At 71.4% G+C, this 14,073-nt stretch carries 12 protein-coding genes; 3 read left to right on the top strand and 9 right to left on the bottom strand.

The annotated features are described in order from the left end of the window. Positions 1-44 precede the first annotated feature (44 nt). A complete protein-coding gene (locus ACPPVS_RS06745; RefSeq protein WP_426595257.1) occupies positions 45-935 on the top strand; it encodes an Fpg/Nei family DNA glycosylase in 891 nt (296 codons plus the stop codon). Positions 936-938: 3 nt separating this feature from the next. Here ACPPVS_RS06745 and ACPPVS_RS06740 read toward each other — a convergent pair whose 3' ends face one another. From ACPPVS_RS06740 to ACPPVS_RS06730, 3 genes are all read right to left on the bottom strand, one after another. Beyond that, positions 939-1,841 carry a GNAT family N-acetyltransferase gene (locus tag ACPPVS_RS06740; protein ID WP_426595256.1) on the bottom strand — a complete coding sequence of 301 codons (903 nt, stop codon included), beginning with the start codon at positions 1,839-1,841 and terminating at the stop codon, positions 939-941. 94 nt (positions 1,842-1,935) lie between these two features. Beyond that, positions 1,936-3,096, bottom strand: coding sequence for a flavodoxin-dependent (E)-4-hydroxy-3-methylbut-2-enyl-diphosphate synthase (ispG, locus tag ACPPVS_RS06735; protein ID WP_426595255.1), 1,161 nt, complete (start codon positions 3,094-3,096; stop codon positions 1,936-1,938). A 66-nt stretch (positions 3,097-3,162) separates the two neighbouring features. Continuing rightward, entirely contained in the window at positions 3,163-4,473 is a 1,311-nt protein-coding gene (locus ACPPVS_RS06730) for a M50 family metallopeptidase (RefSeq protein ID WP_426595254.1), read from the bottom strand. A gap of 225 nt (positions 4,474-4,698) precedes the next feature. On the opposite strand from ACPPVS_RS06730, the gene gabT reads away from it, so the two are divergent. Both gabT and ACPPVS_RS06720 read left to right on the top strand, forming a co-directional pair. Then, on the top strand, positions 4,699-6,045 hold the full coding sequence (gene gabT / locus ACPPVS_RS06725) for a 4-aminobutyrate--2-oxoglutarate transaminase (protein ID WP_426595253.1): 1,347 nt from the start codon (positions 4,699-4,701) through the stop codon (positions 6,043-6,045). 97 nt (positions 6,046-6,142) lie between these two features. After that, positions 6,143-6,823: a class I SAM-dependent methyltransferase gene (locus ACPPVS_RS06720; protein WP_426595897.1), complete on the top strand. Its 681-nt coding sequence runs from the start codon at positions 6,143-6,145 to the stop codon at positions 6,821-6,823. On the opposite strand, the gene ACPPVS_RS06715 is transcribed toward ACPPVS_RS06720, so the two are convergent. The 6 genes from ACPPVS_RS06715 to ACPPVS_RS06690 all read right to left on the bottom strand — a co-directional run bounded on the left by ACPPVS_RS06715 (position 6,820) and on the right by ACPPVS_RS06690 (position 13,967). Next, entirely contained in the window at positions 6,820-8,103 is a 1,284-nt protein-coding gene (locus ACPPVS_RS06715) for a saccharopine dehydrogenase family protein (protein ID WP_426595252.1), read from the bottom strand. The genes ACPPVS_RS06720 and ACPPVS_RS06715 overlap by 4 nt on opposite strands. A gap of 45 nt (positions 8,104-8,148) precedes the next feature. After that, on the bottom strand, positions 8,149-8,982 hold the full coding sequence (locus tag ACPPVS_RS06710; RefSeq protein WP_426595251.1) for an ABC transporter permease: 834 nt from the start codon (positions 8,980-8,982) through the stop codon (positions 8,149-8,151). Next, a complete protein-coding gene (locus ACPPVS_RS06705) occupies positions 8,979-9,899 on the bottom strand; it encodes an ABC transporter permease (RefSeq protein ID WP_426595895.1) in 921 nt (306 codons plus the stop codon). Before ACPPVS_RS06705 ends, ACPPVS_RS06710 begins: the two co-directional genes overlap by 4 nt. Before the next feature lie 2 nt (positions 9,900-9,901). Next, on the bottom strand, positions 9,902-11,089 hold the full coding sequence (locus ACPPVS_RS06700; protein ID WP_426595250.1) for an ABC transporter ATP-binding protein: 1,188 nt from the start codon (positions 11,087-11,089) through the stop codon (positions 9,902-9,904). After that, positions 11,086-12,333 carry an ABC transporter substrate-binding protein gene (locus ACPPVS_RS06695; RefSeq protein ID WP_426595249.1) on the bottom strand — a complete coding sequence of 416 codons (1,248 nt, stop codon included), beginning with the start codon at positions 12,331-12,333 and terminating at the stop codon, positions 11,086-11,088. Before ACPPVS_RS06695 ends, ACPPVS_RS06700 begins: the two co-directional genes overlap by 4 nt. A gap of 146 nt (positions 12,334-12,479) precedes the next feature. Continuing rightward, on the bottom strand, positions 12,480-13,967 hold the full coding sequence (locus ACPPVS_RS06690; protein WP_426595248.1) for a gamma-aminobutyraldehyde dehydrogenase: 1,488 nt from the start codon (positions 13,965-13,967) through the stop codon (positions 12,480-12,482). Positions 13,968-14,073 lie beyond the last annotated feature (106 nt).

Genomic DNA, 14,073 nt, shown 5'->3' with positions numbered 1-14,073 from the left:
TAGTTGCTCCCGCAGATCGAGCAGTCATGCGCCACGATGGGTGCGTGCCGGAGCTGCCCGAGGTCGAGGCGCTCGCGCAGTTCCTGCGCGGGCGGGCGGTCGACCACACCGTGACGTCGGTCGAGATCGGCGCGATCAGCGCGCTCAAGACGTTCCGCCCGCCGCCGGACGCGCTCAAGGGCGGGGTGGTGGTCGACGTCCAGCGGCACGGCAAGTGGCTCGACCTCATGGTCGCGACGGCGACCGGCGAGCCGCTGCACCTGGTCTGGCACCTGTCGCGCGCGGGCTGGGTGCGCTGGTCCGAGCAGCTGTCCGAGCGTCCCGTGCGGCCGGGCAAGTCCCCGATCGCGCTGCGCGTGCGGTTCGACGACGGGGCCGGCTTCGACCTGACCGAGGCCGGGACCCGCAAGCGGCTCGCGGTGCACGTCGTGCAGGACCCGGCCGACGTCCCGCAGATCGCGACGCTCGGCGTCGAACCCCTCTCGGACGAGTTCACGCCCGAGCGCCTGTCCGAGCTGCTGGCTGGGCGCAACCAGCAGGTCAAGGGCCTCCTGCGCGACCAGGGCACGATCGCCGGGATCGGGAACGCCTACTCCGACGAGATCCTGCTTGTCGCCCGGATGAGCCCGTTCGCCATGACCAGGTCGTTCGACGCCGCCAAGACCGCGACGCTCTACGCCGCCATCCACGACGTGCTCACCGAGGCCGTGCGCGCGGCGTCGGGCAAGCCCGCGGCCGAGCTCAAGGACGCCAAGCGCCAAGGGATGCGCGTGCACGGGCGCACCGGCGAGCCGTGCCCGGGCTGGGACGGCGTGCCCTGCGGCGACACCGTCCACGAGGTGTCGTTCGCGGACTCGGCGCTGCAATACTGCCCGACCTGTCAGACGGGCGGCAAACCGCTGGCGGACCGGCGGATGTCGCGCCTGCTGCGGTAGGCCTCAGAAGAGGACCGTCGCGTAGGTGCCGACCTGGCGGAACCCGACGGCCCGGTAGGCGGCCAGCGCCCGCGCGTTGTAGTTGTTGACGTAGAGCGAGACGAGCGGGGCCACCTCGGTGCGGGTCGCCTGCACGACGGCGGCCATACCCGACTCCGAGAGCCGCTCGCCGCGTCGGTCGGGCGACACCCACACGCCCTGGACCTGCGCGACACCGCCCGCGACGGCACCGAGCTCGGCCTTGAACACCACGTCACCGCGGGATCGCCTGGCGGACTCCTCGACGCGGACGAACGAGCGTCCCTGCGTCATGAGGTTGCGCACCCGCGTCTCGTACGGGCCGCCCGGACCGCTCACGGGCGAGTAGCCGACCTCCTCGGTGAACATCCGCACGCAGGCCGGCAGGACGATGTCGAACTCGTCGGGGTTCGACCGCCGAACCGCCGGGTCGGGCGTCACCAGCGGGGCATGGTCGATCACCATCGACGGCTGGTCGTCGCGAACCTCGCGCGCCGCTGGCCAGAACTGCCGCAGCCGGCTCCACATGCCGAGCACGGCATCGGCCGGTCCGACGATCGACGAGCACCGACGGCCCTGCAGCCGGGCGAGTCCCGCGAACGCGTCGAGCGCCCGGCTCACGGTTCGGGAGTCGTCCACGGGTACGAGGGGCACCATGTTCGCGCCGGCGAAGCAGATCGCGACGAGCTCGCCGTCCTGCTCGAATCCCCAGAGGCTGCCACCTGCCGCACGCAGACCGCGTCCCACGGCCTGCTCCAACCGGGCCGTCGCGAGCACAGAACCGACCGCATCACGTGCGCAGACGGCCAGCGCGCCCTCGAGGTCGATGTCCGTCAGGACCCGACCTCCGGCTCGGTTGTCGAGCAGAGCAGCGCGACGTTGCACCATGAGGCGATCTTGCACCACCTCGGCCGGATTCACCCCATCTTCGGCACGCCGATCTGATGAATCTGCGGTAGGCCCGCCCACGGGACCCGCTCGGTCAGCCGACGGTGACGACAGGGGCACCGGCGCCGGAGTCGACGGGGTCCATGGACTCGGCGAGCCGCATGGCCTCCTCGATCAGCGTCTCGACGATGAGCGCCTCCGGGACGGTCTTGATGACCTCGCCCCGCACGAAGATCTGGCCCTTCCCGTTGCCGGACGCGACGCCCAGGTCCGCCTCGCGCGCCTCGCCCGGCCCGTTGACGACGCACCCCATGACGGCGACCCGCAGCGGGACCTCCAGGCCCTCGAGGCCCGCAGTCACGCGCTCCGCCAGCGTGTAGACGTCCACCTGAGCCCGACCGCAGGACGGGCAGGACACGATCTCCAGCTTGCGCGGCCGCAGGTTGAGCGACTGGAGGATCTGGATGCCGACCTTGACCTCCTCGACCGGCGGCGCGGACAGGGACACGCGGATGGTGTCCCCGATGCCCTTGCTGAGCAGCGCGCCGAACGCGGTGGCGGACTTGATGGTGCCCTGGAACGCCGGCCCGGCCTCGGTCACGCCGAGGTGCAGCGGCCAGTCGCCTCGTTCGGAGAGCAGCTCGTACGCCCGCACCATCACGACGGGGTCGTTGTGCTTGACGGAGATCTTGAAGTCACGGAAGCCGTGCTCCTCGAAGAGCGACGCCTCCCAGACCGCCGACTCGACGAGCGCCTCCGGCGTGGCCTTGCCGTACTTGGCGAGCAGGCGCGGGTCGAGAGAGCCAGCGTTCACGCCGATCCGGATGGAGACGCCGGCATCCGTCGCCGTGCGGGCGATCTCCTTGACCTGGTCGTCGAACTTGCGGATGTTGCCGGGGTTGACCCGGACCGCCGCACAACCGGCCTCGATCGCCGTGAACACGTACTTGGGCTGGAAGTGGATGTCCGCGATCACCGGCAGCTGCGACTTGCGCGCGATGGTGGCGAGCGCGTCGGCATCGTCCTGCGTCGGCACGGCGACACGGACGATGTCGCAGCCCGCCGCGGTCAGCTCGGCGATCTGCTGCAGGGTCTTGTTGATGTCCGTCGTCGGCGTCGTGCACATCGACTGGACGCTCACCGGGGCGTCGCCGCCGACGAACACCTTGCCGACGCGGATCTTGCGGGTGGGACGCCGCGGGGCCAGCACGGGTGCGGGCGCCTCCGGCATGCCGAGGCTGATCGGGATGCTCACCTCGCCATCATCGCACCCGCGGTGCCGGGCGCTCCCCCGCCGGACGTGGCGTGCACGACATCACCCTCAGATCTGCACCGGGTTGACGAGGTCCGCGTAGACCAGCAGGAGGCCGACGCCGCCGAGCAGGACGAACACGCTGTAGGCGATCGGCACGAGCTTGGCGCTGTCGAACGGCCCCGGGCGCGGCAGGCCTCGCAGCCTGGCCACCTGCCGACGCCCGCCCTCCCAGAGCGCCGCGGCGACGTGGCCGCCGTCGAGCGGCGGCAGCGGGATCAGGTTGAAGACGAACAGGGCGATGTTCAGGCTGGCCAGCATCAGGAGCAGGCCGGCGAGCTTGAGGCCCCAGTCGATGTCGTGCTCGGAGGCGATGTCGCCGGCGAACCGGCCGATGCCGACCACCCCGACGACGCTGCTGGTGTCGCGCGGGGTGCCGTGCACCGTCGAGCTCCAGAGCTCACCGACCTTGCTGGGGAGCGTCGCGACGACGGACGCCGTCTGGCCGGTCATCGTCGCCACCCGACCCGGGATCTGCCAGATCGACTCGCGCTGCGTCTCCTGCTTCGGGCCGATCCCGATGTAGCCGACCGACGTGGTCTTCGGGGTGCCGTCCGCGTTCAGCACCGGGTTGTCGTTCGCGTCGTAGACGGGGCGCTCGGCCACCACCGGGGTCACCGACAGCTCGACCTGCTTGCCGTCGCGCAGCACCGTCACCGGCACGGCCTCGTCGCCGGTCGACCGGATCAGCACGGTGAGCTGGTCCCAGGAGTCGACCGCGGTGCCGTTGTAGGAGACCACCGTGTCGCCGGAGCGCAGGCCGGCGGCCGCGCCCGGAGCCGCCGCGTCGGTGGACGTGCAGGTGCGCGTCGCCGGCGCGTCGGCCGGGATCACGCACGCACTGACGGAGCTCACGGTGGTCGTCGGGCCGGGCAGCCCGATGCCCACGAAGACGATCGCCATGAGGAAGAACGCGATGACGAGGTTCATGACCGGTCCGCCGAGCATGACGACGAGCTTCTTCGGCGTCGACAGCCGATAGAACGCACGTCCGTCCTCGCCGGGGCGGATCTCCTCGGCGCTGGCCTGGCGCGCGTCCCGGGCGAGGCGTCCGATCCACGTGCGCGCCCGCGGGTTACCGACGGCGTCCCCGGGCGGGTACATGCCGACCAGGCGCACGTAGCCACCGAGCGGGATCGCCTTGAACCCGTACTCGGTCTCGCCCTTGGTCCGCGACCACAGCGTGGGCCCGAAGCCGATCATGTAGTGGCTGACCCGGACGCCGAACCGCTTGGCGGGCACCATGTGCCCGACCTCGTGCAGCCCGATGGATGCCAGCAGCACGACGACGAAGATCAGCACGCCGATCAGGTACGCCATCAATCTCCTCCGTCCGGGGACCGCACCCCACCCAAGCGTGCACCAGCGGCCCGCGCGCGCACATCCTCCCCCGCCACCCTGGGAACTCGCTGGACGCCCGCTGGGCTCACCCGTTCGGCGGGTCGAGAAGTCCGGACCTCGTCCGGATCGGTACGGATCGGACGGGTAGCGGAATTCGTCGTGCCCGGCCTTTCCCGCGTGCGAGATCGGCACTAACGTCCGAGCATGGCCACTGATTCCGCTCCCGCCACTGTTCTCGAGCAGCGCCGCGCGCTGCGGACGCCCGTCCCCGGCCCCCGGTCGATCGCGCTCGGCGCGCGTCGGGCCGCCGCGGTCGCCGCGGGCGTGTCGTCCACGCTGCCGGTGTACGTGGCGCGGGCCTCGGGCGCGGTGATCGAGGACGTGGACGGCAACGTGTTCGTCGACCTCGGCTCCGGCATCGCGGTGACCTCGGTCGGCGCGAGCGCGCCCGAGGTGGCCGCGGCCGTGGCGGCGCAGGCGCTCGACTTCACGCACACGTGCTTCATGATCAGCCCCTACGAGGAGTACGTCGCGGTCTGCGAGGCGCTCGCCCGGCTCACCCCCGGCGACCACGCGAAGCGCTCGGTGCTGGTGAACTCCGGCGCGGAGGCCGTCGAGAACGCCGTGAAGATCGCCCGGCGCGCGACCGGTCGCGAGGCCGTGCTCGTGCTCGACCACGCGTACCACGGGCGCACGAACCTGACGATGGCGATGACGGCGCGGGCCATGCCGTACAAGACGGGCTTCGGGCCGTTCGCGGGCGAGGTGTACCGCGTGCCCGCGTCCTACCCGCTGCGCGACCCCGAGGGGATGACCGGCGAGCAGGCCGCCCGTCGCGCGATCGACGTCGCCGAGCGGCAGGTCGGCGCGGACCAGGTCGCGGCGATCGTCGTCGAGCCGATCCTGGGCGAGGGCGGCTTCGTCGTGCCCGCCCCCGGGTTCCTGCCGACCCTCGCGGCCTGGGCCAAGGACAAGGGCATCGTGCTCGTCGCCGACGAGGTGCAGACCGGGTTCGCGCGCACGGGTGCGATGTTCGCGTGCGACCACGAGGGCGTCGTGCCGGACCTCATCGCCCTGGCCAAGGGCATCGCCGGCGGGTTGCCGCTCGGCGCGGTGACCGGTCGGGCCGAGCTGCTCGACGCGGTGCACGCGGGCGGGCTGGGCGGCACGTTCGGCGGCAACCCGATCGCCTGTGCGGCGGCGCTGGCGAGCATCGACCTGTACGAACGGACCGACCTGGTCGGCGCCGCGCGCGCGATCGAGGACCGGGTGGTCCCGCGGCTGACCGCGAGCCTCGCCGACGTCGGCGCCGTGGCCGAGATCCGTGGGCGGGGCGCGATGCTCGCGCTCGAGCTGGTGCGTCCGGGCACGCTCGAGCCCGACAAGGCCGCCGCGCAGAGGGTGGCGGCGGCCTGCGCCGCCCAGGGCGTGCTCGTGCTCACGTGCGGCACGTGGGGCAACGTCCTGCGCCTGCTGCCGCCGCTCGTCATCGGCGACGAGCTGCTCGACGACGCGCTGACCGTGCTGGAGGACGCGCTGCGATCGCTGTAATCCGTGGACGGCCCGCCGGGTCGGTGCGATCGTCGCGAGGGTGGACCAGATCTGGGACGCCGAGACCGCGCAGCGCTACGACACGCCCGGCTCGGGCATGTTCGCGCCCGTGGTGCTCGGGCCGACGGTCGACATGCTCGCCGTCCTCGCGGCGGGCGGTCGAGCGCTCGAGCTCGCGGTCGGCACCGGCAGGGTCGCAGTCCCGCTCGCCGAGCGCGGCGTGCCGGTCACCGGCATCGAGCTCTCGCCCGCGATGGTCGCGCGGCTGCGGACGAAGGCGGACGAGGCGACGATCCCGGTCGTCCTGGGCGACATGGCGACAGCCGTCGCACCCGGCGAGTTCAGCCTCGTGTACCTGGTCTACAACACGATCTCCAACCTGCTCACACAGGCCGAGCAGGTCGCGTGCTTCCGGAACGCTGCCCGCCACCTGAGTCCGGGCGGCCGGTTCGTCGTCGAGCTGTGGGTCCCGCAGCTGCGCGCGCTCCCGCCCGGGCAGAGTGCCACCGTCTGGGCCGTCGAGCCCGGCTACCTCGGCCTAGACACCTACGACGTGCTGCTCCAGCGTGTGGTGTCGCACCACGTCCGGTTCAGCGAGGACGACGCCGTGCACGCCAGCCTCACCCGCAGCCCGCACCGCTACGTGTGGCCTGCAGAGCTCGACCTCATGGCGCAGCTGGCGGGTCTCGACCCGGAGACCCGGCACGCCGACTGGGTCGGATCGCCGTTCACCGCCGACTCGCCGTCCCACGTGTCGGTGTACCGGCGTCCGTCCTAGGCGGGGTCGCGCTCGTCGAGGCCCCACGGGGAGCCGTAGCCCGCGGGCGTCGGCGCGGCCAGCAGGTCGAGGAACGCCACCGCGTCGAACGCCTCCGGGCCGAGCACGCCCGCACCCGACCAGACGCCCGTCGCGAGCAGCTCGAGCGCGACCACCGGGTTGACGGCCGTCTGCCAGACGACGCACTGTGCGCCGTACTCGGCCATCGACCAGGCGTTGTCGACGATGTGGTGCAGGTAGACCTCCCGCGGCGACCCGTCGGTGCCGGTCCCGGTGACCAGCAGGCCGGCACACGTCGACCCCGACATCCGGGGGCCGATCGTCGCGGGGTCGGGCAGGCACGCCGCCACGACGTCGCGTGGGCTGACCGGCACGCCGCGCACCTGGACCGGCTCGGTGCGATCGAGGCCGAGCGTGTGCAGCGTGCGCAGGACGCCGATGAACTCCTCGCCGAGCCCGTACTTGAAGGTCACCTTGCGGGCGTCCACCCAGCGCGGCATGAGGAGGACCTCCTCGTGCTCGACGTGCACGCACTCGACGTCGCCGATCGGCTCGGGGAACCGGAACACCTCGGGCTCGTGGAACGGCGGGGTGGTGAACCAGCCGTCCTCCAGACCGGCACCGGCCTCGGCGCGGTCCGCCGACCAGATGACCGGCGGGTTGAGGCACTCCTCGATCGTGGTCCAGATGGAGAACGACGGCGCGAAGACCGGTTCGCCGTCGTCGCCGAGCACCACGAGGTTGGCGCCGTCCCGCACCCCGAGCTCGTCGATCGACTTGAACAGGTGGTCGGCGGCGTACCGCGCGAACACGTCCGACAGCCCGGGCTCCACGCCCATGCCGACGAGCGCCAGGCGCCCGGCCGTCGCCCAGTCCCCGGCCGCCGCGAACTGCTCGTCGCCGAGCTTGACGCCGGGCAGCTCGTACGGCCGGTCCGGGTGGGGGTGCGACAACGACATGGCCATGTCGAGGTAGTCCGCCCCGGCCGCCCGCACGCCCTCGAAGATCGGCAGGACGAAGCGCGGGTCGACGGCGTTCAGCACGTACGTGGCACCGTGCTCGCGCACCAGCGCCTCGACGGCCGCCGCGCTGGAAGCGTCGACGACGGCGGCGACGAACCGGCCGCCCACCACGTCGTGCTCGCTCGCCGCGTCGACGGTGCGCCGGGCGCGCGCCAGGTCCACGTCCGCGACGACCAGCCGCTCGAAGAAGGTCCGACGGGCTGCGATCCGGGCGACCGCGTCGCCCACCCCTCCGCTACCGACCACCAGGATCCGCACGAGGTCCACCTCTCACCGGGCGCTGCGTCGCGCCCGTCTGGTCGTTCACCGGAGGCGTTTGCTCCGGGCATGGCCGAGCAGCTGGACGATCACGACGATGGCGAGGGCCAGCACGAACATGAACGAGCTGATGACGTTGGCCTGCGGCGGGATGCCGCGGGTCGCCGAGATGTACACGAACTTGGGGAACGTCTCGTACGACCCGGACGTGAAGTTCGTGACGATGAAGTCGTCGAAGCTGAGGCTGAACGCGAGCAGCGCGGCCGCCGCGATCCCGGGCAGCAGGAGCGGGAACGTGACCCGCCAGAACGCCTGCAGCGGCGAGGCGTACAGGTCTGCCGCGGCCTCCTCTATCGCCGGGTCCAGGCTCGAGACGCGTGCCTTGACCGTGACGACGACGAAGCTGATGCAGAACAGCACGTGCGAGGCCACGACCGTGCTGAAGCCGAGCGGCACCCGAACGGACAGGAACTGCGCCAGGAGCGCCGCACCGAGCACCACCTCCGGCGTCGACATCGGCAGGAAGATCAGCAGGTTGGCAGCGGAGCGACCGCGGAACTGGGACCGCACCAGACCGATGGCCACGAGCGTGCCGAGGACCGTCGCGACGAGGGTGGACAGGAGTCCGACCTGCAGCGAGTGCCCGAACGCCTCGCACACCTGCGGGGCACCGCACGGGTTGCGCCAGTTGTCGAGCGTGAAGCCGCGCCACACGAGGTTCGTCTTGCCCGCGTCGTTGAACGAGAACACGACCGTGTACGCGACGGGGACCAGCAGGAACACGAACCCGAGCGCGGCGAACGTGGGGACGATGGCGTCGCCGATGCGACGCCGACGCCGCGCGGGCGGCCGGACGGCGGGCCGGACGTCGACGCTCACAGGAGCTCCTCGGTCCCCGCGCGCCGTATGTACAGCGTCACCAGGAGCATGATCGCCGCCATGAGCACGACGGACAGCGCGGCGGCGGTCGGGTAGTCCAGCACCTTGAAGAACCGGGCGTCGATGACCTGCCCGATCATCGTCGTGTTCGTGTTGTTGCCGAGCAGGGACGCGTTCACGTAGTCGCCGACGGCCGGGATGAACGTCAGCAGGGTGCCGGCGACGACCCCCGGCAGCGACAGCGGCCACGTCACGGTGCGGAACGCGGTCAGCGGCGACGCGTACAGGTCCGCGCCCGCCTCGAGCATCCGCGCGTCCAGCCGCTCGAGGCCCGCGAAGATCGGCAGCACCATGAACGGCAGGAAGTTGTAGGTCAGGCCGCAGACGACGGCGAACGGGGTCGCCGTCAGCCGGGCGCCCTCCGGGAGCAGGTGGAGCCAGTGCAGGGCGCTGACCACGAACGAGTCGTCCGAGAGGATCTGCTTCCAGGCGATCGTCCGCAGGATGAAGCTGGTGAAGAACGGCGCGACGACCAGGACCAGCAGCATCCCCTGCAGCAGCTTGCGACCCCGGGCCCGGATGGCGATCGCGTACGCCATCGGGTACCCGATGACGAGCGTCGCCACGGTGGCCACGAACGCGAACCAGAACGAGCGCAGCATCACCGGCCAGAACTGCGACATCGCGTCGACGTAGTTCTGCCAGTGCAGCGCCGGCTGGTACTGCCCGAGGTCGCCACCCGGCACGGGCACGTACAGGGAGGTCACGAGCAGCGCGCCGACCGGGACGACGAACAGCAGGCCCAGGTAGAGGAGGCCCGGTCCGAGCAGGAGCCAGTGCGTCCGGGAACGGGTCCGCGTGCGAGGCGCAGGCGCCGCCGGACCCGTCGCGACGCCCTCTCCGAGCGCGGCGGTCAGGCTCACGGCTCGTCGTCCAGGTCGACCGTGCCCTCGTCAGGAGCGTCCGCGCCGTCCAGCGCGAACGTGAAGTCCATCGACCACGCGAGCCGCACCCGGGACCCGGGCGCGACGGTCGAGCCGCCCAGGAGGTTCTGCGCGAACACGCCGAACGTGCCCAGACCGGCAACCTCGACCTGGTACTGCGTGCTGACGCCCGTGAAGGACACGTCGGTCACCGTCCCCGGGCCGAGCACGTTCTCGCCCGAGGACGGCTCCTGGTCCCCGACGAGCATCCGCAGCTTTTCGGGCCGGACCCCGACGAGCACGTCGCCCGACGACCGGACCGAGCGCGCCTCGGGCACGAGGAGTCGCCGACCGACCACGTCGACCGCGAGCAGACCCGTCGAGGTCACGCGCTCGCTGACCGTGCCGGGCACCAGGTTCGACTGTCCGAGGAAGTTGGCGACGAAGGCCGTCCGAGGCAGCTCGTACAGCTCGGCGGGCGTCCCCATCTGCTCGATGCGGCCGTGGTTCATCACCGCGACCGTGTCGGCCATCGTCATGGCCTCCTCCTGGTCGTGCGTGACGTGGATGAAGGTCAGCCCCACCTCGGTCTGGATGCGCTTGAGCTCGAGCTGCATCTGGCGGCGCAGCTTGAGGTCCAGCGCGCCCAGCGGCTCGTCGAGGAGCAGCACCGACGGCCGGTTGACCAGGGCGCGAGCGAGCGCCACCCGCTGCTGCTGGCCGCCCGAGAGCTGGACCGGCTTGCGGCCTGCCAGGTGGCCGAGCTCGACCAGGTCGAGGCCCTCGGCCACGCGGCGCGCGATCTCGCTCTTGCCCGTACGCCGCAGACCGAACGCGACGTTCTCCCCCACGGTCAGGTGCGGGAACAGCGCGTAGCTCTGGAACACCGTGTTGACGGGCCGCTGGTGCGCCCGCGTCCCGGTGACGTCCCGGCCGCCGATGGCGATCGTGCCCGTCGTCGGCTGCTCGAGCCCGGCGACCATGCGCAGCGTCGTCGTCTTGCCGCAGCCCGACGGGCCGAGCAGGGCGAAGAACGAGCCGCTCGGCACGGTCAGGGTCAGGTGGTCGACCGCGAGGAAGTCACCGAAGGCCTTGGTGACCCCGGTGATCTGCAGGGCCGCGCCGGTGTCGGTCTCGACGTCGACCGTTGCGGCGACCTCGATGGCCCCGGTCGTGCTCGTCATGCGCCGATCACCGTGAGGAACTCGCCGTTGTAGCGCGCCTCCTCCGCGGGGTCGAGGGTGCGGAAGACGCTGACCTTGGACAGGGTGGCCGCGTCGGGGAAGATCATCGGGTTGCTGGCGAGGTCGGGATCGATCGCGACCATCGCCTGCTGGGCGCCCTCGACCGGCGTGATGTAGTTGACCCAGGCGGCGACCTGGGCGGCCACCTCGGGGTCGTAGTAGTAGTCCATGAGCTTCTCGGCGTTCGTCAGGGCCGGCGAGCCGATGGGCACCATCATGTTGTCGCTCCAGAGCGTGCCGCCGGCGTCCGGGATGGCGAACTCGAAGCGGTCGTCGGACTCGTAGTTGAGCGACGTGATGTCACCGGACCAGCCGATCACGGCGATCGCGTCCCCCGACGCGAGGTCCTGCGTGTACGAGTTGCCCAGCACCTTGCGGATGTGCCCCGAGGAGATCTTCTCCTTGAGGACCTCGAGCGCCGAGTGGAAGTCGTCGTCGGTCCAGGCGCCCGCGGGGTCGACGCCCTGGTTGAACATGAGCAGGCCCATGGTGTCGCGCATCTCCGAGAGCACCTCGACCCGGCCGGCGAGCTCCGGCTTCCACAGGTCGTCGACCGAGTGCAGGCCGCCGGGCACCTTGGACTTGTCCCAGGCGAGCCCGGCGAAGCCCGACTGCCACGTGAGCGAGTGCGTGCGGCCCGGGTCGAAGTCGACGTTGGCCAGGTTGGGCAGGATGTTCGCGGTGTTCGGCATCGCCGCCTTGTCCAGCGCCTGGGTGTAGCCGAGGCGGATCATCCGCGCGGCCATCCAGTCAGTGAGGGTGACGATGTCGTACCCGATGTCCTGGCCGTTCTTCAGCTGGCCGTTGATCTTGCCGTAGAACGAGTCGTTGTCCTCGATGTCCTCGGCGTATGTCACCTTGATCCCGGTCTTGGCCTGGAACGCCTCGAGGGTGGGGTACTTGGTGCCGTCGTCGTTCTGGTCGAGGTACTGCGTCCAGTTGGCCCAGCGGACGAGCTTGTCGCTGGACGAGTCGTCCTTGGCCGCCCGGGTCGACGACGTCGCCGCGCCGCCCGTGCCGCACGCCGCGAGCACGGCTGCGGCCCCGGCGGCGCCCGCGGCGCCCAGCAGGAACGACCTCCGGGACAGGTCGGTCGACCGCTCGCGGCCGCGCCGGGTGGCATGCGCGATCAGGGCCCGGACGCGCGGGTCGGTCGGGACGGGTCGACGACGCTGGTCGGTCATGGGGCTCCTCGGATGCTTCTGCCACGAACGCGGTCCGACGGATCATTGCAAGCGGACCGGCGTCCAGCAAGGAATTCGTTGCGAAAGCACCCAGCCGCAACGAAAATGTTGCATGCCGGAAGCATGGACCCGTCAGATCCGTGGACTTACGCGTCAAACGCAGACATCACGTGCTTGATCCGGGTGTAGTCCTCGAACCCGTACATCGACAGGTCCTTGCCGTAGCCCGACTGCTTGAAGCCACCGTGGGGCATCTCGGCGACGAACGGGATGTGCGTGTTGATCCACACGACCCCGAAGTCGAGCGCCCGCGACATGCGCAGCGCGCGTCCGTGGTTCGCGGTCCACACCGAGCTGGCCAGGCCGTACCGGACGCCGTTGGCCAGCGCGATCGCCTCGTCCTCGTCCGTGAACGTCTGCACCGTGATGACCGGCCCGAAGATCTCGTCCTGCACCGCCTCGTCGTCCTGGCGCAGGCCCGCGACCACCGTGGCCTCGACGAAGTAGCCGGTGTCGCCCACGCGGTGCCCGCCCGCGACGACCGACGCGTGGTCGGGCAGCCGGTCGAGGAACCCCGTGACGCGCTCGAGCTGGAGGGCGTTGTTGACCGGCCCGAACGCGACGTCCGGGTCGTCGGGCATCCCGGTCTTCTGCGTGCGAGCAGCCTCCGCGAGCGCGGCGACGAAGTCGTCGTGCACAGAGGCGTGCACGAGCACCCGGGTGGCCGCGGTGCAGTCCTGGCCGGCGTTGTAGTACCCCGCACCGGCGATCCCCTCCGCGGCCGCTGCCAGGTCGGCGTCCGCGAACACGATCACGGGCGCCTTGCCGCCGAGCTCGAGGTGCACGCGCTTGACCGCGGCGGACGCGGCCTCGGCCACCTGGGAGCCGGCACGCACCGACCCGGTGATCGCGACCATGTCGGGACGGGCGTGCGAGACCAGGGCGCGGCCCGTCACCCGGTCGCCGCAGAGGATGTTCAGCACCCCCGGCGGCAGCACCTCGGCGGCCACCTGGCCCAGCAGCAAGGTCGAGGCGGGCGTGGTGTCGGACGGCTTGAGCACCACCGTGTTGCCGGCCGCGAGCGCGGGCGCGATCTTCCAGATCGCCATCATGAGCGGGTAGTTCCACGGCGTGACCTGGCCGACGACGCCGACCGGCTCGCGGCGCACCCACGAGGTGTGGCCCGCCAGGTACTCCCCCGCGCTCAGCCCGTCGAGCACGCGCGCGGCCCCGGCGAAGAACCGGAGCTGGTCGACGCACGGCGGGACCTCGTCGGTCGCGGTCAGGTGCAGCGGCTTGCCGGTGTTGCGGGACTCGACGGCCACGAACTCGGCCGCGCGCGACTCGACGGCGTCGGCGAGCCTGAGCAGCGCGAGCTGCCGCTCCGCCGGTGTCGTGCGCCCCCACGTGGTGAACGCGTCCGACGCCGACGCGTAGGCGGCGTCGACGTCCGCTGGGCCGCTGAGCGGCGCCCGGGCGTATTCCCGGCCCGTCGACGGGTCGACCACCGCGGTCGTGCGTCCATCCGCGGCGGGACGCAGCTCGCCCCCGACGACGTTGAGCAGCTCGATGGACTGGTCGGTGGCCTGGCTCACGGTGACTCCTTCGCGGGCGTTTTCCGTCCGGGGACGCATGTGATGGAACCGTACGCCGCCGCTGCCGCTTCCGGCAGGGTCGGACAGACCATTCGGCCGATCGAGGGCCCGTTGTCCTCGAAATCAGAAGTTTCTTCGGCCTGTC

Source organism: Cellulomonas sp. McL0617 (genome assembly GCF_049994875.1).
In the GTDB taxonomy this organism is placed as follows: domain Bacteria; phylum Actinomycetota; class Actinomycetes; order Actinomycetales; family Cellulomonadaceae; genus Cellulomonas.
Note: the sequence above shows the minus strand (reverse complement) of the source record. Positions and strands in the feature narration are given on the sequence as shown.

Coding starts and splice junctions, on each gene's coding strand:
- ACPPVS_RS06720 (WP_426595897.1), top strand. CDS start 6,143: ATGTTCGCGCCCGTGGTGCTCGGGCCGACGGTCGACATGCTCGCCGTC.
- ACPPVS_RS06730 (WP_426595254.1), bottom strand. CDS start 4,473: ATGGCGTACCTGATCGGCGTGCTGATCTTCGTCGTCGTGCTGCTGGCA.
- ACPPVS_RS06700 (WP_426595250.1), bottom strand. CDS start 11,089: ATGACGAGCACGACCGGGGCCATCGAGGTCGCCGCAACGGTCGACGTC.
- gabT (WP_426595253.1), top strand. CDS start 4,699: ATGGCCACTGATTCCGCTCCCGCCACTGTTCTCGAGCAGCGCCGCGCG.
- ACPPVS_RS06695 (WP_426595249.1), bottom strand. CDS start 12,333: ATGACCGACCAGCGTCGTCGACCCGTCCCGACCGACCCGCGCGTCCGG.
- ACPPVS_RS06740 (WP_426595256.1), bottom strand. CDS start 1,841: ATGGTGCAACGTCGCGCTGCTCTGCTCGACAACCGAGCCGGAGGTCGG.
- ACPPVS_RS06690 (WP_426595248.1), bottom strand. CDS start 13,967: ATGCGTCCCCGGACGGAAAACGCCCGCGAAGGAGTCACCGTGAGCCAG.